General features: G+C 43.0%; 18 protein-coding genes. 1 reads left to right on the top strand and 17 read right to left on the bottom strand.

The features are described from left to right. Window positions 1-820 (top strand): DKNYY domain-containing protein (locus DBR11_RS04285; RefSeq protein ID WP_146186456.1); only part of this gene is annotated, 820 nt, incomplete at its 5' end. Window positions 821-823: 3 nt separating this feature from the next. Here DBR11_RS04285 and DBR11_RS04280 read toward each other — a convergent pair. From DBR11_RS04280 to DBR11_RS04200, 17 genes are all read right to left on the bottom strand, one after another. Then, on the bottom strand, window positions 824-1,168 hold the full coding sequence (locus DBR11_RS04280; protein WP_108550376.1) for a helix-turn-helix domain-containing protein: 345 nt from the start codon (window positions 1,166-1,168) through the stop codon (window positions 824-826). A gap of 28 nt (window positions 1,169-1,196) precedes the next feature. Beyond that, entirely contained in the window at window positions 1,197-1,883 is a 687-nt protein-coding gene (locus DBR11_RS04275) for a hypothetical protein (RefSeq protein WP_108550375.1), read from the bottom strand. A gap of 36 nt (window positions 1,884-1,919) precedes the next feature. Beyond that, a complete protein-coding gene (locus tag DBR11_RS04270; RefSeq protein ID WP_108550374.1) occupies window positions 1,920-3,314 on the bottom strand; it encodes an exopolysaccharide biosynthesis polyprenyl glycosylphosphotransferase in 1,395 nt (464 codons plus the stop codon). 127 nt (window positions 3,315-3,441) lie between these two features. Next, entirely contained in the window at window positions 3,442-4,659 is a 1,218-nt protein-coding gene (locus DBR11_RS04265) for a WcaI family glycosyltransferase (protein ID WP_158275204.1), read from the bottom strand. Continuing rightward, window positions 4,649-5,218, bottom strand: coding sequence for a WcaF family extracellular polysaccharide biosynthesis acetyltransferase (locus DBR11_RS04260; protein WP_108550372.1), 570 nt, complete (start codon window positions 5,216-5,218; stop codon window positions 4,649-4,651). The genes DBR11_RS04265 and DBR11_RS04260 overlap by 11 nt, the downstream gene beginning before the upstream one ends. Next, window positions 5,205-6,383: a glycosyltransferase gene (locus DBR11_RS04255; RefSeq protein ID WP_108550371.1), complete on the bottom strand. Its 1,179-nt coding sequence runs from the start codon at window positions 6,381-6,383 to the stop codon at window positions 5,205-5,207. The genes DBR11_RS04260 and DBR11_RS04255 overlap by 14 nt, the downstream gene beginning before the upstream one ends. A 23-nt stretch (window positions 6,384-6,406) precedes the next feature. Continuing rightward, window positions 6,407-7,411, bottom strand: coding sequence for a glycosyltransferase family 1 protein (locus DBR11_RS04250; RefSeq protein ID WP_108550370.1), 1,005 nt, complete (start codon window positions 7,409-7,411; stop codon window positions 6,407-6,409). Next, window positions 7,398-8,357, bottom strand: coding sequence for a GDP-mannose 4,6-dehydratase (locus DBR11_RS04245; RefSeq protein ID WP_108550369.1), 960 nt, complete (start codon window positions 8,355-8,357; stop codon window positions 7,398-7,400). Before DBR11_RS04245 ends, DBR11_RS04250 begins: the two co-directional genes overlap by 14 nt. After that, complete coding sequence (locus tag DBR11_RS04240; protein WP_108550368.1) at window positions 8,354-9,664, bottom strand: hypothetical protein; 1,311 nt, start codon at window positions 9,662-9,664, stop codon at window positions 8,354-8,356. Before DBR11_RS04240 ends, DBR11_RS04245 begins: the two co-directional genes overlap by 4 nt. Beyond that, window positions 9,654-10,889, bottom strand: coding sequence for a glycosyltransferase family 4 protein (locus tag DBR11_RS04235; RefSeq protein WP_108550367.1), 1,236 nt, complete (start codon window positions 10,887-10,889; stop codon window positions 9,654-9,656). Before DBR11_RS04235 ends, DBR11_RS04240 begins: the two co-directional genes overlap by 11 nt. Window positions 10,890-10,894: 5 nt before the next feature. Continuing rightward, window positions 10,895-11,488 carry an acyltransferase gene (locus DBR11_RS04230; protein ID WP_108550366.1) on the bottom strand — a complete coding sequence of 198 codons (594 nt, stop codon included), beginning with the start codon at window positions 11,486-11,488 and terminating at the stop codon, window positions 10,895-10,897. Then, complete coding sequence (locus DBR11_RS04225; protein ID WP_108550365.1) at window positions 11,481-12,620, bottom strand: hypothetical protein; 1,140 nt, start codon at window positions 12,618-12,620, stop codon at window positions 11,481-11,483. Before DBR11_RS04225 ends, DBR11_RS04230 begins: the two co-directional genes overlap by 8 nt. Then, a complete protein-coding gene (locus DBR11_RS04220) occupies window positions 12,617-13,201 on the bottom strand; it encodes a DapH/DapD/GlmU-related protein (protein ID WP_199233755.1) in 585 nt (194 codons plus the stop codon). The genes DBR11_RS04225 and DBR11_RS04220 overlap by 4 nt, the downstream gene beginning before the upstream one ends. 9 nt (window positions 13,202-13,210) lie before the next feature. Continuing rightward, window positions 13,211-13,771, bottom strand: coding sequence for a DapH/DapD/GlmU-related protein (locus DBR11_RS04215; RefSeq protein ID WP_108550364.1), 561 nt, complete (start codon window positions 13,769-13,771; stop codon window positions 13,211-13,213). Next, window positions 13,752-15,065, bottom strand: coding sequence for a polysaccharide biosynthesis protein (locus tag DBR11_RS04210; protein WP_108550363.1), 1,314 nt, complete (start codon window positions 15,063-15,065; stop codon window positions 13,752-13,754). Before DBR11_RS04210 ends, DBR11_RS04215 begins: the two co-directional genes overlap by 20 nt. Continuing rightward, window positions 15,066-17,420, bottom strand: coding sequence for a tyrosine-protein kinase (locus DBR11_RS04205; RefSeq protein WP_108550362.1), 2,355 nt, complete (start codon window positions 17,418-17,420; stop codon window positions 15,066-15,068). 18 nt (window positions 17,421-17,438) lie between these two features. Further along, the gene (locus DBR11_RS04200) at window positions 17,439-18,221 is read right to left on the bottom strand and encodes a polysaccharide biosynthesis/export family protein (RefSeq protein ID WP_108550378.1); all 783 of its coding nucleotides are present in this window, start codon (window positions 18,219-18,221) and stop codon (window positions 17,439-17,441) included. Between the last annotated feature and the right edge of the window lie 181 nt (window positions 18,222-18,402).

Below are 18,402 nucleotides of genomic sequence, written 5' to 3'. Positions count from 1 at the left end.
TCATAGAGGTCAACCACAACGACACGTGCAACGTACCTCTTTTTATATAGAAAATGAAATACCAAAAGATCAACTACACGCCTACTATATCGATGAGGCATTAGGTTTGGTCATCATAAAAAATGCAGATGCTAAAACTTTTGAAAATTTAAAAGGCAACGTACAGTGGGCACGAGACAAAAATCACTATTTCCTTAATTGGAAAATGATGAACGTCGATCGTAAAACATTTGCCTTCATCAACACCGTCTTTTCGGAAGATAAAGATTCCATTTACATTAGCCCGAGCTTTGGAAACTTTCAATCCGTTATGCGAAATCCTGGCGGTTCTAAATCCATAAATGATCAATATATGAAAATCGGAAAAAACATATACTTCGTTTACGTTCATCCCGACCCGAAACTCAGAACCAGTTCTTTTGACACCGTTCGCCAGGTTCGCAGTATAAGTCAAAATGTGATTTGTGTAAATAACCAGACCATCATTTCATACGGTAAAAAATTCCAGTACGACCGCGTCGATATAAATTCTTTTCAGCTATTTAAGCCCGTTAAAAAACAGGGGCAACAATCCGATTTCCTAGACGACCGATATTCAAGAGATAACAACAATGTTTACTATGAAGGTGAAATAGTTTCCCGAGCCGATGTAAAAACATACACCCCACTTAAATATGGCTTTGGAAAAGATGCCAAAAATGCTTTCTACAAAAACAATCCAATAGAAGGAGTTGATGTTCAGAGCTTTACAGAATTAGACACCGTATATAAGGATAAACTTGGTAACAGGTTTTACTATATGACGGGTAAGAAACTATAATTATCATTTTGTTTTTGACGGGTCTGAATGCAAGATTTCATAAAGCTGGATGATTTTGGCCTGAATTCCTACAATTTCATCGTCCTTTTTATTCAGCTTATCTTTCAATTCAGCAACCATTACCTCCTCTTTTGAACGCCCCCCTTTGGGTTCGCCATAAAGAAGATCCATAAATGAAACTTCAAAAAGATTAGCCAACTGCATAAGTCTTGATATATTGACATCAGTAATGCCAGACTCAATTTTAGAAAATCCAGGACTTGAAATTTTAAGTTTATCTGCTATATATTTCTGGCTCCAACCTACTTTTCGACGTAAGTGCTTGATATTTTTTCCAATTGATTCCATATTAATATTTACCACAATATAATATACCTCATCTTCCAGAGACCTGCAGAATTCCAGGGGCCTGATTTCCGGTTCCTCCTATTAAACCATTCCAAACCAATGTATACGTGGACACTCCTGATACTGGGATCAATGTATAGGTTGACAACAGTACTCCATTAGTGGCGTCCTTGATTTCAAACACGCAAGGCGCAGGAGTATTTACCAGAAGATGGGTTTTAAATTGTCCAATTCCCTGATAAGCCAAACCGGCGATTTCCGAACCCGGAGTACTGCCCATTATATTCACCGAAATTGCGGGCCCTTGCTGTAACAGATTGATAAACCTTACTGAAATAGAACTGCTACTGTAAGATGGAATATTGATCTCTTTGTAGAAGAAAGCATTAACAGAATTAGGTGCAGAACCAGACAATAATAAAGTAAATAAGTCTCCGTCTGCCCCATTAACATCAACACCAAAGTAATTCAGGGCTGAATTTTTATATGCATAGGCAGAAACATATAAATGATCTCCTCCCGGGCCGGTTAAAATCTTAGAACCCTTGTTTACCACACTATCCAGTGGACTTTGGTTGAGCACGACTGCATTTCCACCAACAATAACATTTACGATATTATACGAAACTGTTCCCGCCCTTGTAATCTCATTTTTTTTACAGCCACAAAAACAGAAAGATGCTAAGCAAAGTGTGATTAACCAATAAAATTTCATATTCCGAATCATCTAAATATAAGTTCAAAATGTTTTTTAATCGCCGCTATGTTCGTTACTGACTAAATTGATAACGGTCATGAAAATAATTTTGACGTCCATCATAGAACTCCAGTTTTCCAGATAATGGATGTCAAATTTAACGCGGTCTTCCATGGCTTCTTTGGTTTTGGTTTCTCCACGGAAGCCGTTGACCTGGGCGAGTCCGGTGATACCGGGTTTCAGAAGCTGACGAACCATATACTGATTAATGATGGCCCTGTAGTCCTTTGTATGCTTTAACATATGGGGCCTTGGCCCTACTATGCTCATTGTTCCCATGAATACGTTAAAAAATTGGGGCATCTCATCCAGGCTTGTTCTGCGCAAAAACTTTCCTAAAGCCGTAATCCGGTTGTCGTTTTTCTGAGCTTGTTGTATGTCTGAGGCCTCGTTCACATACATGCTTCTGAATTTAAAACACCAAAAAGCTTCGTCATTCCGTCCGGTCCGCAATTGTTTAAACAATACAGGCCCTTTGCTTTCCAGTTTGATCAACAGGGCCAGTACAGGATACAGCCAGCTCAGCACAAATACAATGACCAGGGTGCTAAATACCACATCAAATAATCTTTTTTTAAACCGATTACTCACTTCATCCAGTGGCTCATTACGAACGGTAAGTATAGGAAATTCACCATCCAGATGTGATAATGTATAGGGGTAGCCGCTCACGGAAATTCCAAAATCGGGGATAAATTTTAAACGCAGACAAAGCTTTTCTGCTTCCAGGATCAAAGGTCGGATGATTTTGGTCCGGTCCATCCTTACCGCTACATAGACATCTACAACACCTTGCCCTGCAGCTTCCGCAAGTTTTAGGGAAGTAGTCTTAGAAACTCCGGTTCTCCTTAAGGCATATAAATGTTCATCCTCGCAGACGCAACCATAAAATTGTACGTCTTTCTGTTTTTCAAAATAGGCTGAAATCCTTTTTGCAGTAGGATTAGAACCCATTACAGCCACTTTTTTAGCCCAATTCAATTTATTCAAAAATTTGTACTGTATCACTGTTACGATAAAGCGGTTTAATATGAAGACCAGGGTGAGCATGCTATAGAATACCACCAGGAAAGTCTTGGAAAAACCTACGTTCTTGGCCAACAGTAAATAGCCGGCAAACAAAACGATATGTAAAGCTACACTCTTCCAGGTACCTCTATAAATTTTTTCGAGTGTACCCGAGCCGTGGAAAGTATAAAGCCCGAAAACTGCCGTGTTGAAAAGCCAGATCAGGTTACATACCACGATATAGTGGATGTTAATTTCCTGTGAAATAGATTTTCCCAGAAATAAAGTAATGTGAAAGGCTCCATAGTATAAAGTATTCAACAGCAACAAGTCTGTGATCAATAAAATATACTTCAACAAATAGACGTACCGGGTTTGCATGAGCTTTTATTTTAGTATTTCGTTAACTTATTTCGGAATCTTCAACAAGGTTGCAAATCTTACCTACCTATATTTCAAAAACCAATCCATCAAACAGTTGCAAAACATAATGAATGAAATGAATGGTTTATTTAAACCAACTTTCCAGAATCCTGTTTTGCTCCAGTTTCAATTCGGCATACTTCCTGGCATTTAGTTTTTCGTGGCTATGATCATTTTTCAAGCAGTCCAGTAATTCGGTACGCAAGAGTTCGTCTCTTTCCGGTTCAATGACAATTCCCACCTGATGGTTATGAATAACATCATATAAACTGGTGCCCGGTAACGCGGTAACCAGTACCAAACCTCCAACAGCAAGGATCGTCGTGAGTTTAGAGGGCAACATGAGGTCTCCTGCATCTGCTTTTTGTAAAATAAGGTGCACATCTGCCATATTGAGAAAATCGTTAAAGACTTCAGTTTTCTGCAAAGGGAAAAAACAAACGTTTTTCAAGCCCTTATCTATTGCCATTTGTTCTAGCTTTTCTTTGTAAGGACCTGTACCGCAAATCACAAATTTGAGATGGGCCTCCTCTTTTAACTCCTCTGCGAGATGTATCAATTGACTTAAGCCCTGCTTTTCTCCAATACTTCCGGAATACAATACCACTTTATCTTCGCCAGAAAATCCCCATTTGGCTTTTAAAGGACCCTGATCAGCAATAGGATAATACTTAATTGTATCTACCCAGTTGGGCAAGATCCTTACCGATCTTTCGGTTTTAAACTGTATTTTTTTTCTCATCCCTTCAGAGATCGTACTGATGGTATTTACACGGTTCAGAATAAAACGTTCCATGGCAAAGAGTACAGAAAACAGGCGATCAGACTTCAACATCTTTAATTCTTTGGCAGCATCAACCTGGAGATCCTGTATATGGTAAGTAATCCGGCCGCCTTTAAAGAAGCGGTAAAACAAAGCCAGAAAACCCAAATGAAAAGGCGGTGCAACGCAAAAGATTTCCTCATATCCTTTGCTAAACAGCAAGGTCAGTACAACGAAAAAGGCAGATAGGAAAAAACTCGCTTCGTGGATCATTCGTTTTAAGCCTGAGGGGTTAGAAGGAACCAACATCGGGCACCTGTACAGGGTCAGTTTTCCATCCAGCATTTTCTCTTTGGCATAAAATTTCCCTTTGTAGGGGGCCTGGATCCGCCATTGCGGATAATAAGGGAATGAAGTGATCATCGTGACCTGGTATCCCTCCTTTCCCAGCCAGTTTAACATTTCTCCAGTATATTTCCCGATTCCTGTGAGTTCAGGAAAACAATTGATTCCGATAACTAATATTCTTTTATTTTTCATTCCATCTAGTTTTAACAAATTCGGCAGGATTGCCTTTATAAATTCCATTATCATCCAGATTGTGGGACACCACTGCCCCGGCACAAACCACCGTGTCTATGCCTATGGTAATTCCTGGCCCGATAAAACAACCGGCACCAATCCAGCAACCATCTTTTAGTACTACCGGGCCATTTTTATACTCCATGGTACTGATCTTATAATTGTGATTGCCTCCGCAAATAAAGGCTCGCTGGGAAATACAAACGTTATTTCCGATATTGATGGGTTCAAAATTCAAGATACACACCTCCTCGCCCAGCCAAACAGCCTCTCCAATACTCAGTTTCCATGGAAAATGAATATTTACTCTGGGTTTAATGACCAGATACCGGTCTACTTTAGCACCAAACAATCGAAGCAGCCTGGCTTTTAATGCACTTGGAAAAGGAAATGCACTTAAAAAAAAGACCATCTTAACCAGGTACCAGCAAATTTCCTTGGTTTTGGAAGCACCTCTTGTCATACCTATTTTCGGGTCGAAATCATGCAGATTCACCCTGGATTCAGGATTTTTCATGGGCAGAACCGATTAAAATGTGACACAATATATTCCCCGCACTATTTTCAGCATAATGCTTAGCATAGCAACGGCCCGCATTAAAGCCCATAGACTCTCTCTCTTGCGCATCTGTTTCCAGCCAGCGTTCCAGTTGTTTGATCAGGCCCTCCAGGTGATCTGCACCAACAAAACCAGCTTCTTCCATTTCTATTTCCTGGTAAATATTGACCTGGTTGGAAATGACTACAGGTTTACTGCAGGCCAGTGCTTCTACCACGGCAATGCCGAAGTTTTCCTGGTGGCTGGGCAAAACAAAGGCCTCGCAATTATAGAAAGCGCCCCATTTGGCCAGGCCTTCCAACATTCCGGAAAAAAGTATAGTTGCTGTTCTTTCTGCAAGACGTTGCATCTCTCTTCCATAAGGCGTGTCTAATCCGGGGCCTGCAATCAGTAATAAAGGCAAATTCTGCCTGGATGAACACAGGTTCTGATAAGCCATAATAAGCAAATCCAGGCCTTTCTTAGGGTGAATCCTACTTAAGAATAAGAGATAGGGAGTTCCCGCAAGTTCCGGACAGATCTTAAAAAACTGCAATCCCATTTCCATGGTAAAAGGCGGTGGTTGCTGGATACCTAAACCAACAACATGCTCCTTTTTGGGGAGATAAGGCCGGAAGTTTTCTCTGGCCAGTTGTTTTTCGGTTTCACAGGTAAACAATAGGCCATCCGCCGAATTGACCAGTTGTTTTTCTGTAAATTGCCAAAACAAGAGATTTCTGAGTGCTTTTAATCTTCGCCCTTTTGCATGTTGAAAATAAGGGTCCAGCATGCCATGCGGCATCACAAACAGGCGGATCGATGCTGCCTGAATCTTCTTCCAGGCTTTGTATACCGCATAACTTTGGTACTGCCATAATCCATGGACCAAGATGCTGCAGTAACGCTGTAAATTTCTGTTCAGCCAGGAGCGCAATTCTCCATGATAATTCCAGGCTGTCTTCCCTTTTCCTAAAGCATGAATTTTAAAGCTATCCTCGAACAAATAACTGGCATCGGCAGGGTCCAGACAGACGACCTCATGCTGCAGGTCTGGACCGGAGGCATAACGGATCATATTTCTGACCGCTTGGCTCAAACCACCTGCTTTTGGATCCAGGGTAGGTAAAACGTGTAAAATCAACATAGGTTTAGATGATTTAAATGGGTTTATATATTTTTCATAGTATGGTATAACTGATAGTATTGACTTGCAATTTCATCCGGGTCAAAGCGGGTTTTGTTCTTTCTCCCCCTTTCCAGGAGCAGTTCCCTGTAAGAATCATCTTCTATCACTTTAAGAATGCCTGCTCTTATGGATTCTACCTGATAGGGATCCACCAGACAGGCTGCCTCAGCGGCTACTTCTGGCATGGAAGAAATGGAACTGGTAACCACTACCCGTTCTACGGCGTTGGCCTCTACAATGGGCATCCCAAAGCCTTCGAACGTAGATACAAAGGCCAGGATGTCGCATTCCCTATATTTTTCCAGCAAACGTTCGTTAGAAATGTTATACTCATTGCTGTAGTCAGTCTGGTGGCTGCGCAAGGCCTCCAGGTACTCTTCATTCAGTTTTCCCACAATAGTGAGGTGGCAGGAAATGCCTTTCAAAGCTTCTATGAGCCGTAACAAATTTTTATTGGCCCCGGTTCCAATGTGGAGAATAACAGGCTTTGCTTTGTTAAAACGCTTGGGAAATGGTGTATACAAAGGGTCAATTGCCACCGGAATCACTTTGATCTTGTTTGGATGGCAACCCGTATAGGTGATGATTTCCAGTTTGGTAACTTCCGAAATTGCGGTTACTATGGCTGCTTTTTTAACGGGTGCACTGAGGTACAGCCACTTCACGATTTTCCTGGCCAGGCCTGTTTTGCGGGGCATCATACCACAATCCAGAACGGTGAGTACCACTCTTTTCCTGCGCATCAGCAAATCCAGAAAATGGACTTCGCCGGTAATGTGGTTAACATCTCTCCCCTGCCTGAAAGCAGCTTGTACGATATTGACCAGTTTGGTATAATAGCCATCATTATAGCATTTGCAGAGGTAAACCTTTGCATTAATCCGGTCTGCAAGTCTACTCCTGATGTCTTCAAAAATGTATTCCACGCTAAAACTAAATCCTTTACGCGGACGCCTTTGAAAATAATTGACACTAATCTTTTCCATTTGCCAGTTCCTCCTCTATTAAGGTTTTTAACACATCGTAAAAGGACAGGTCATATTCCCATCCCAACTGTTTTTTTGATTTAGAGTTATCGCCATAGATGTCTTCAATTTCTGTAGGTCTGAATAGTTTTTCATCAATCACCAGGCGATCCATAGAAACGTCCAGTTCCTTAAATACGCATTCTATCACCGACCTGAGCGTTACAGAACGGTTAGAGCAGATGAGGTAATCTTCCGGAGTATCCTGCTGTAACATGAGGTACATGGCCTCTACGTATTTAGGTGCCCAGCCAAAATCTCTTTTGATGTCTATATTTCCTACTTCCAGGGTTTCAGCATGACCTTTTTTAATCTTAATAGCTTGAAGAATCACCTTCTTTACAAAGAAATTTTCGCTCCTGAGGTAAGATTCGTGGTTAAATAAAAAACCACTGCAACCAAATAAACCATAAGATTCCCTGTAATTTTTAGTGATCCAGTGCGCTGAGGCTTTTGAAATGCTATACGGACTGATGGGATTAATATAAGTCGTTTCTCTGATGGGCAGTTCTGAATCTCCGAAAACCTCACTACTGGAAGCCTGGTAAAATTTAGCCGGCGAATCTAACATTCGGAGTGCTTCAAGAATATTCAGCACAGAGACCACATTAAACTGAATGGTTCCTATGGGTTGCCTGAAAGAAAGGGAAACGGAACTTTGAGCGGCCAGGTTATAGATCTCGTCGGGCTTATATTCTTTAATCGTGGCCATTACCTGCGAAAGATCGGCCAGGTCACATTCCACCAATTCTACCTGGTCCTGAATGCCGAGATATTTAAGGCCTTTGCGGTTAATGGTATGGTAACTTCTGATCAGTCCAACAACCTTGTAATCCTTCTGGCACAACAATGCCGCCAAATAAGCGCCGTCCTGTCCGGTGATACCGGTAATAATTGCTGTTTTCATAGATGATCTGTTTCTGTATGATGGTTCATAGCGGCTATAATGAGTCCTCCTGCAAGTACACTAAAACCCAAAGCAGTGGGTTGCGCCCATTGTCCCTGAGGAATTACGGTTAAACCAAAACTGAGCAGCATCCAGGGAAGCATTTGCCCGTTTTGTAATTTCTTAATGGCATGAATACTCATTTTAAAGCTTAAGGCCAGGCGTACCACAATGACGCCAATGCCCATCAATGCCCCGAGTTCTCCGATCTGTCTGTTCCATTCCTCTTCAGAAACCAGGAACTTTCGGTCCCCGGTGAGCAGAGCACTTCCCACATTGGTCCCCAGTCCTATTCCATGCCCAAAGAAGGGTTGATCGAGCGAGGTAGCAATAGCCGTAGCCATCCAGCCAAAATAGCGGTTTCCGAATGTTCCTTTGAGTCCACCTTCGGTTGTACTGGCATTGGTAAACCGTAGTGTGAGTACCTTCGTGGCGGTTTGAAAGAAACCAAAATTACTGAGTATGCTGAGCATCAGAAAAATCCCAATCCCCGCAAGAACCACCTTAAGGAAATTCTCTGGCTTTCTGAGTACGGTAACCAAAGCAAAGAAGACTATGATAGCGATGGTAAAAACCAGGGTGCGGCTAATAGACAAAGGAATTACTGCAATAAGCGAAAGGGTGCCACCACATAAGGCAATTTTATTGACACCTTGTGGATGGAGCCAGAAATAGAGCATAAAACTCGCGGTAAGGCCATAAAAAAGACTGATACCATTAGTGAAAGAAAAAGTTCCCGGAGGTCTTAAATAGCCCATAGCCCCACTAAACCCTGCCCCTGAACTGTCTCCACCAACACCCCGGTTCACCAATGCAGATTGTGGACTATAGAACTGCAGGGCAACAAGCAAGGCCATGGGAATAGACACCCAAAGCAAAAATTTACCAATCTGGATGACATCAGCTTTGTCCAGCACCCTTCCAATCACAAAGACCAATGGAAAATGGAGCAGAAATATCCTTGCCCCAAACAGGGCTACAGCCAGATTGCCGTGTCCAAAAATCAGGGCGGTTAAAATGGCCACGGCGCCGATAATGACCATGATTTTGAGCAAAACAGAAGAAGGAATCAAGTTTTTGTTCCAGGCCATCCAAAGCAACAGAACGGCTAGTGGATCCCGGACGATCAGCAAGGGCGCTGCCAGCCCCGGCAAAACCCATTTGCGCAAGGCCCCTTCAAAAATCAGCAGCAGCAGATAAAACCAAATCCCCCGTTTTAGCCAGAGGTTTGGATCTTTATGTAGGCGTGAAGATTCGTTATACCTCATCGATCAATTGTTTAATAATATGATCTGCATATTTTTCCCAGGTGTACAGTGCTGCATGATTTGCTGCCTGTTTACCCATTTCTCTGGTGTGTTCTCTATGGTCTATGTACCATTGTAGTTTCTCTGCAAGGGCTGCCGGACTGCGGATAGGCACACAAAACCCTGTTTGTCCTTCCAGCACCAAATCTGATCCTCCGGTGTTAGGCGTAATGAGCAATGGGAGCCCCTGGCTCATTGCTTCCTGCATCACCAATGCCCTCCCTTCTACTATAGAAGGGAGGCAAAACACATCACAACTTTGCATAAGCTTCAATACCTGGTCATGTGGCCGGCTGCGTTCATAAGTAAAGTCTGGCATAGCAGTTTTGTAAAAACTTAATGGGGCTTGAAGTGAGCCCATGATAACAAGCTCAACCTGTCCAGGCCCTAGCATTTCGACTGCGGCAAAAAGGTCTGCAAGACCCTTTCGCTGGCCCATAGATCCTGCAAAAAGTATTCTTAAAGGCCGATCAACAGACTTGTTCTGCAGAAGTTGCACCGGTTTTGGCGAGCCAAAGGGCGACACGATAACTTTCTTTCCTGCAGCCCATTCAGGCAGGGAATGCAAGACGAAATCACCTGGTACAACAACAACGTCGGCCAGTTCAAGTTCCTGCTTTTTCCGTTGTAATTTGGTTTCAGAATCGTAAATTCCTCCACCCAAGGTGGCTGCCCAGGCAGGTAATCGTCTGGCTTCTTCTTCCATTAATTTCCTTCCGGTTTCCCAGTAGGCTATAGGCAAGTCATAGATACATTTGACCCCGAGTTTTTTTGCTGCCTTGAAAGTTTTAAGTGCGGCATCTTCATAAGCGTAAACTGCATCTATTTTAGACTTGGAGACCAGTTTAGGCAATGCCGCCGCAAGCGATTGATCCAGATCCTGATAGACACGATCCAGACAAGCAAAGCCTTTTTCATGACGTACAAAATGTTTTAAACCGAATTTTGGTAGCAGATTTCTTAAAAGTTCCAGGCCCGGGCGGGTATGGATTCTTGCCGATTGCAGGTTATAGGAGCGCCTGGAGAGTTCTGTTTGCCATGGCCCCGGCAACCAGCCCGGCCATGTAGCCGCTGTGGACAGTGCAAATGTAGTATAAAAGCCCGCCAAAAAGCCATCTTCCTGGAGCGCCTGAAGCATTGCTCTCACAAATTGGTTGCCGGTAGGATGTGATATCAGGATCTTCATAAATTTCAACCAATTAACCAGGCCCTGTTCTCCGCAAGGAATTCACAGGGGTTATAATTTAATTCTTCAATTCTTTTTTTGAGGATTGGACTTGCCGGAATTCCGGTTACGACTTGATAGGGGGCTACATCTTTGGTAACTACCGCCCTGGCCCCTACAACCGCTCCTTTTCCAATGGTTACCCCGGGCAGCAGCATAGCTCCTGTACCGATCCACACATAATCTTCTATCTTGATTTTACCTTTTACATGTTTCCATTCCGGATCGTTCAAATCGTGGGAAGCGGTCAGGATTTCTACACCGTCATTAATGCAGACCCGCTCGCCTATTTCGACCTCATCGTGTAAGGCAACATGAACACGCCCCAGAAAGCTGAGTTTTCCTATCTTCAGGTTACGTTTATGACCTTCTATTCTGACCAGGCCAATTTCTGCCAGGGGATGAATTTGCGCACCTTTAATGCCCAGAAGAAATCGTTTCCAGTTTCTTCCAATTACGGAAGGGAACAGCAATAACCGCTTTGCCCAGGCGCGGTAAAACAGTGCAGAACTGAGCGGGAACCTGGCCCGATTGCTCCATAAATAGCTCAGGCTAGCCATAGGGTTTTGCGTTGGAGAGGTTAGCAATAAATTGTTCTGCAACCGATCTGACGGTAGGGTTATTAGAAAAATCGGGTTGCGTTTGAAAAAACTGTCCCAGCATACCTTTTTCGTAAACAGGTATATGAAGTGGATTTTCTGGGGGCAGGGGTTCAAATGGCTGCCATTTGCGGGCCACACAAATAACATGGATTCCATGGGTTCGCATTGCCGCAACTGCTCCACTCTTCTCGGCCAGCAGAACAGGTGTGGTAAACAATCCGAACCAATGCTCTGTAAATAATTTAGAAAGCTGGGTATCGCCCAGTTCTCCCAAAATGCTTGCGGATAGTCCGGCCTGTTCCCAGTCATTAACTACATTTTGTTGTTCGGAACCATTTCTGCCTACCACAACAAGCTTCAGTTTTTTATGGATTTGCGTTGCGTAATCTGCGGCTTCCGCGGCAAAAGCTTTAATGGGTGCTCCATAGTGTATACCTCCAAAAAGAACAACACTAAGATCCTGTAGTTGGGTATAATCCTGCTTCATCTTTTGACGGATGTGATAAGGATCTGCAACCGGAATATTAGAGAACAAAGGAAGCTTCTGAGCTATATCTGTGAGTTTTTTCAATTCGTACAAATAAAGAGCGCAATGAGTATGTACCATGACCGGGTTTAGTTTTCTAATCAGCCCTTTGATCAACCGTCGTTGTGCCATGCCCCAGAACTGGTGCTTAGCAGGGCTTTGCCTGTCCATTCCAATCCAGAGTTCATGAAACATGATGTGCCATTTCTGGTCTTTTCCAAGACGTTTCAGTATTCCAGACAACTGATAAGGCAAACCTTTGGGATGAAATGAAAAAGCAACAAACTGAAGACTCATAAAATCCGGATCTATGGAATAAATAAAGGAACTCGCCTTGGCTAGCTTTTCCTTTGCAGATAAATTAACCGGAAGCCTCAGTTCAAGAGGCTCACCTTTGTCTGGAGGTGTTGGAGATAGAAGCGTATAGGCTATAAAAGGATCATATAGTGCCAGGACCCCAATTTGGTGACCACTTTTGATCAGTTCTTTACTCAACTTTCTCACGTAATCACCAACTCCGTCTTTCCCGGGCTCCAGGCTACCACAAACAAAAATTATCTTCATGTTCTCCTCCTCTCTCCAATTTTATGTGCCGGAACACCCGCCCATATTTCCAGCGGCAATACCGTCTTGGTAACCACAGCACCTGCACCAATCACTGCACCATTCCCAATGCGAACTCCTTTTAAAACCACGACATTACAACCCAGCCAGACGTCTTCTCCGATAGAGATCGGTGCCGCCGGACAATCCTGTTCGTGCATAAACAGCCCAGGTTCGATTCCGTGGTTATGATCTATAAACCGGCATCCGGAAGCAATTAAAGAGTGATCTCCAATACTGATGCGGCTGGTAATATTGAATTCACAATCAGATCCAATAAATACGTGGTTACCGATAAATACAGAAGGACCTGGTTTCCAAGCAGCATCATATTTAAAATGAATCCCTGTTTCCAGTTTACAATTTTTGCCCAATGCGAGCTGATGTGGCCAGTTTACTTTTATGGAGGGCAAAAGCGTTTTTGAACCAATCTGCATACCTTGCAGCTGATACCAGAATTTTCTGATAGAGGCGCAAAAAACTGCAATCAGTTTGAACTTCAAAATAAAAAAGGCTTGATGAATTCTCTTGTTTCCTTCCATATGCTTTATCTATTGAAACAGTCTTTTATATTTTGTCTGGTAATTCAGATCCTTCCGACGTGTTTTCAGTAATTTTGCAGGTACACCACCCACAATTGAATAGGGTGCAACATCTTTGTTAACTACAGCACCTGCTGCTATTAGCGCCCCATAACCTATAGTAACACCTGGCAGTATGATGGCCCGGGTCCCGATCCACACGAAATCCTCGATGCGAACAGGTTTTTCCCTTCCTTTAAAATCAGCCGCTTCTGTATCATGATCAGCAGTAAGAATGAGTACTTCCTGAGAGATAGATACGTTTTCGCCGATACTGATTCTTCCACGATTGTCGAGCCGGCATTTCTGGTTGATCACCGAGTTGGCACCGATGCTTAGGTTCCTGGCACAATCAAAACTGCAATGCATGAAGACAGAGCAACCAGTCCCAAGGTCCAGGTGCATAATTTTGCGATAATAAAAATTCCTGATCCGCTGAGAGGGAAAACCAGCAACCCATTCATTACAGAGGTATAGCCTCCATTCTGAAAGCAGCCCCTTCAGCCCTAGTTTACCTTTCCACCGCTCCATATGCTGATTTAAGTTGAAAACTTCGATAAAGAAAATAACCGCAGTATAAGACCAGACCAACCAACGCACTGATGATAGAAAGAACCAATACATGAGTTAACCGGCTCAGGTCCATAAAGTAAATGAGCAATATTTGGGTAAGGATACTGACCGAGATGTGCAGTACAGGTGAAATGGCCCAGCCCCTTGCCACGGAAAGGTAATTCACGATACCTGATATTAAAACAATGCATCCGCAGACGGTTACTAATAATAAGGGCATTTCTAAATGCTGATATTTTTTTCCGAGAATATACAGTACAGGTTCAGGAAGAAAATAAACAACGCTGCAGGCCACTGTACTAATGAGCAGCAAGAGTAAAAAGATTTGGAAAAACCTGATGATCAGCACGCCAGATTGTTCTGGCAAGCGAGCAAAACGAGGTATCACCAGGGTGGAAAACATGACCGCTACAATACTGAGTACCCCGGCTATCCGCTCCAGAGCGCCAACTTGTGCAATAGATTCGGTATTACCAAATATAGAAATGAGCCATATCGTAATTTGGCTGGAAGCACAATAATAGATGGTACTGGGAATGGTTCTCTTGAGCATTTGCTGAATATCCTTACGTACCTGCTGATCTTCTTCCTGGTTTAGATCAGTAAACTTTAGGGCCAGCTTTTTTAATTTGATATTGGCCCATAACCGGGTTACCCCACCGGCCAGCATGGCCACAAATGTAAAAGGGAAGAACAATAATGCGGTGAGCAGGAGAATAAAACGGGTACAGTTGGCAAAAACCTGGTTCTTTTGCAAGGCAGTGATGTCCTGATGTAGTTTTAATGGTACTTCAAACAAGGTGTCGGATAAGGCAGCGTAAAAAGCGGGAATCATGGAGGCTGCTATTCCTAGCGCCATTAGCCAGGAGGCTCCGTGGCGCAGCAAAAGATAAATCAATATTGGGGTACTGATCAGGAGCGTCAACAGGGCGAATTTTCTACGCAAGTGAATGCCGGTGATGATCACCTGCCCAAGCTTTTGCGAATCTTGCCAGACTTTTCCGCCTGCGGCAAGTGTACCTGCTCCTATTCCGCTGTCAGCTAAAACGGTTACTGTAGCCAGCATGGTATTGGCCAGGGTGTATAAGGCATATTCTTTGGTGGGAAGCAGACGGATAATTAAAATGCCGCTGATCAGTCCTAAAGCTTGCACCAGTAATTGTGCTAAACCAGTGACCGAGATCAGCCTGCCCCATTCCAGCAATCTGGAGTAGTAAGCGTTTGTAGGAATTTTGCCGCTCATTGTTTTCATTTAGCCTCTTTTAAACCATTTTAAAAACGAACCACGAACGGTATTTTTTTCTTCATAACCGTATCCATAGCCATAACCATACCCATACCCGTAGGCCCGGGTATATTTAATGTCATTGACCAGAATGGCAATGTTTTTCATTTTATGGCTGGTATAAATTTCCTGAGGAATATTGAGCTGATCTTTATAAGTACAGGCTTGTCTAACCACATACAAATTGAGGTCTGCATATTTGCTGAGCAGCTGGGCATCGGTAACCAGACCAACTGGTGGCGCATCTAGAATAATATAGTCAAATTGCTCCTTTAATTCCCTAAGCAAGATTTCTGTACGCTCGTTCATAATCATCTCTGCCGGATTGGGCGGAATTTGCCCGGAACTGATGATGAATAAATTGGGATGAGTACCCGCTGGCATAATGATCTTTTCCGGCCCCAGGTCTTTGTTTACGATGTAATTGGTAAAGCCAAAATCACGGTTAAGGTTCAGTTTATTAGACAAGTTGGGCTTTCGAAGGTCCATTTCGATCACCACCACTTTTTTACCAGATATGGCAAGTACAGTGGCCAGGTTCAAAGAGATAAAAGATTTTCCTTCGCCAGACATGCTGGAAGTAAGGAGAATGGTTTTCTCCTCACTCTTTAGAAAAAAGGATAAATTGGTTCGCAGGGTACGAAACTGCTCTGAAATGGGGCTCCTGGATTCCTGATCGACCACAATGGTTTGATTGCTCCGGTCATTATGACCAATTTCACCAATAATAGGTACTTCTGTAAAGCTGGAAATCTGATCTTTGGAGCTAATCCGGGTATTGAGTTTATCGGTCAGTAAAATTACACCCAATGGTATAAAAAGCCCCAGCAAGAAACTGTAGCCCATTACATTCACTCTAATTGGACTGATCGGGCCAAAGGAAACCGGGGGCTCTATGATTCTGCAATTGGAAATATTGGAGGTTTTGGAAATGGCTGTTTCCTCCCGTTTTTTAAGTAAAAAAACATACAATTCCTGTTTAATTTGTTGCTGCCGGGTCAAATCGAGATAGGTTCTTTCTACTGCTGGTACATTTTTTACCTGTCCGGCAATCATACTGGAATGGGATTGCAATTTGCCTCTGGAAATAAGCAAGGTTTTCCTTAAGCTTCTCAAACTCGATAGCATATCTGCCCTGGCCCCCGCAATCTGGGCATTCAAGTTTTGCATATAGGGATTATCTTCTGTTTGGCTGATGCTCCTCTTTTCCTTTTCCATCACAATGCTGTTAAATCTTTCGACCAAGGCACCAAACGTAGGATCTTCCAGCAAGGCACCGCTAGGCACGATACGTTCTGATGTTCCCGCTGTGCTGAGGTATTTTTCAATAGAATTAAGAATACTAATCTGTGTTTCTACCTTGGCCAGGTCTTCTACAGATTCTTTAGTAGAGGTAATAAGTTGTGTAGATTGTGCCGAAATATCGGCAAGCTTGTTCTTTTGCTTAAAGTTTTGAACTGTTCCTTCTATATTTCCAAGTTCTTTACTTACATAAAGCAAGCGGTTTTCAATGAAAGCAATGGTGCTGTCGGCTACCCGGTTCTTATCTTCCAAGGTGCTCTGAATATAGGCCTCAATAAGTTTATTCAATACATCTTCTGCTTTTCTCGGCGTCTGATCGGTAAAATCGAGTGCCAGGATCTTAACCATTACAATTGGGGTACTAACATCCAGGCTTTTCATAAAAGCCATTGCAGTTTGTCCTACCCTGTCCACTTGTATGGTGTACTCCTGACCCGGAACGGCTTCTTCAGGTCCTTTTTCTATTTGCGCTTTACCGAGGCCCGGAATCTGGAACTGTTGGTAAAAACTCACCTGCCGGCTAAAATCTTCACCGCTAAGACTGATTTTATTTCCTTCCATCTTAACTTCCAGCACCTGCGGAAAAATGCTGTCCGGAGAATTGAACAGCCTTAAAATGAATGGAGAAGTTTTATACAATTCTACTTTTCTGATCTTACCTTTATGATAATAGGTGATGTAGGCTTTCAGATCACGGACAACCTTCTCCATCAGGTGCCTGGTTTTTAATACCTCGGCCTCTGCATCGGCACTGTTACCCATTCCAAATTGTGCACCGAATGCTTTGGAAATCGCATCATCGCCTGGATTAGGCGCTTTATCTTCGGTGATTAGAATTTTAGATGTTGTTTTATAAACAGGTGCTGTATACCTTAAATAGAGAAAGGCGAGAAAAAGACATATGCCCAGGGAAATCACAAACCAGTACCAGTTTTGGAGAAACCTGGCCAACAGTTGTTTAAAGTTGAACTGATTTTTTTCTCTGAAAAAATCTCCTTGCGGTTGTTTAGGATTGGTCATGTAGCTCTGCTATAGAAATTATAATCTTACTGCGGTAACGATGAGGGTGGCAACAGCCAGTATGATGGTGATGAACTGGTTTTTAGGCGCATTGTTCACGGCCACCTTAGCTTTGTTTGGCTCCACATAAACCACATCATTTTGTTTCAGGTAAAAGTAAGGCGAGGCCATCAGGCTGGAAGAGCCCAGGTCTAGCCGAATCACGTCTTTCCAGGTTCCATAGTCACGGATCAACATAATGTTTTGTCTCTTCCCGTAAATGGTCAGGTCTCCGGCAAGGGAAATAGCATCTAATATGCTGACCTTTTCATTTGGTACAATATAGGTCGCGGGCTTAGCGACCTCCCCCAACACCGTAATTTTGAAATTAGCAAAGCGCAGCTGTATGGTGGGGTTTTTATAATACTTGAGCGCAATGGCCCTAACCGCTTTTTTTGCTTCTACCGTGGTTAGACCAGCCACTTTAATCATGCCCAGCATAGGCAACTCTACATAGCCATCTTTATCTACCAAAAACCCGCTCACGGTACCTGGAGCTGAGGATGCGATTGCTGCCGGGGGATTGCTGGGTTGATTAACGGGTAAAGCGGCTGTTGGGTCTACGGTCTGTACCGTAATACTGAGAATGTCATCGGTCTGGATGAGCGGTTCGTGAAATTCGGCTGCTGGAATTTGTTTAACCCTGGAAGAATCCAGATCGGAGAAGTAAATCGTCTTTTTGGTACTTCCACAAGAAAAACACAGTGCGATGAACACCAGAATTCCTCCAAAAGCACAGATGTTAGGCAGATGTCTAATCATATAAGATGTTAAGATTAAATTCATTTACACCCTCTGTTACTATTCTTCAACTTCTTTGATAAATTAGAAATATCCGTCGTGACAAAGAATTAAGTAAATATAATTTCAACAACATTTATTTGTTCGATTTGGGTCGCTATACACTGATAATGAACAAAGTGAATAAAAAAAAGCCCTGCAG

This window comes from Pedobacter sp. HMWF019 (assembly GCF_003061025.1).
GTDB lineage: Bacteria > Bacteroidota > Bacteroidia > Sphingobacteriales > Sphingobacteriaceae > Pedobacter.
The sequence above is the reverse complement of the archived record's forward strand: the minus strand, read 5'-3'. Positions and strand labels throughout refer to the sequence as shown.

Bases quoted from the DNA above. Each gene is read 5' to 3' on its own strand.
- DBR11_RS04280 (WP_108550376.1), bottom strand. From the start codon at position 1,168: ATGGAATCAATTGGAAAAAATATCAAGCACTTACGTCGAAAAGTAGGT.
- DBR11_RS04275 (WP_108550375.1), bottom strand. From the start codon at position 1,883: ATGAAATTTTATTGGTTAATCACACTTTGCTTAGCATCTTTCTGTTTT.
- DBR11_RS04270 (WP_108550374.1), bottom strand. From the start codon at position 3,314: ATGCAAACCCGGTACGTCTATTTGTTGAAGTATATTTTATTGATCACA.
- DBR11_RS04265 (WP_158275204.1), bottom strand. From the start codon at position 4,659: ATGAAAAATAAAAGAATATTAGTTATCGGAATCAATTGTTTTCCTGAA.
- DBR11_RS04260 (WP_108550372.1), bottom strand. From the start codon at position 5,218: ATGAAAAATCCTGAATCCAGGGTGAATCTGCATGATTTCGACCCGAAA.
- DBR11_RS04255 (WP_108550371.1), bottom strand. From the start codon at position 6,383: ATGTTGATTTTACACGTTTTACCTACCCTGGATCCAAAAGCAGGTGGT.
- DBR11_RS04250 (WP_108550370.1), bottom strand. From the start codon at position 7,411: ATGGAAAAGATTAGTGTCAATTATTTTCAAAGGCGTCCGCGTAAAGGA.
- DBR11_RS04245 (WP_108550369.1), bottom strand. From the start codon at position 8,357: ATGAAAACAGCAATTATTACCGGTATCACCGGACAGGACGGCGCTTAT.
- DBR11_RS04240 (WP_108550368.1), bottom strand. From the start codon at position 9,664: ATGAGGTATAACGAATCTTCACGCCTACATAAAGATCCAAACCTCTGG.
- DBR11_RS04235 (WP_108550367.1), bottom strand. From the start codon at position 10,889: ATGAAGATCCTGATATCACATCCTACCGGCAACCAATTTGTGAGAGCA.
- DBR11_RS04230 (WP_108550366.1), bottom strand. From the start codon at position 11,488: ATGGCTAGCCTGAGCTATTTATGGAGCAATCGGGCCAGGTTCCCGCTC.
- DBR11_RS04225 (WP_108550365.1), bottom strand. From the start codon at position 12,620: ATGAAGATAATTTTTGTTTGTGGTAGCCTGGAGCCCGGGAAAGACGGA.
- DBR11_RS04220 (WP_199233755.1), bottom strand. From the start codon at position 13,201: ATGGAAGGAAACAAGAGAATTCATCAAGCCTTTTTTATTTTGAAGTTC.
- DBR11_RS04215 (WP_108550364.1), bottom strand. From the start codon at position 13,771: ATGGAGCGGTGGAAAGGTAAACTAGGGCTGAAGGGGCTGCTTTCAGAA.
- DBR11_RS04210 (WP_108550363.1), bottom strand. From the start codon at position 15,065: ATGAAAACAATGAGCGGCAAAATTCCTACAAACGCTTACTACTCCAGA.
- DBR11_RS04205 (WP_108550362.1), bottom strand. From the start codon at position 17,420: ATGACCAATCCTAAACAACCGCAAGGAGATTTTTTCAGAGAAAAAAAT.
- DBR11_RS04200 (WP_108550378.1), bottom strand. From the start codon at position 18,221: ATGATTAGACATCTGCCTAACATCTGTGCTTTTGGAGGAATTCTGGTG.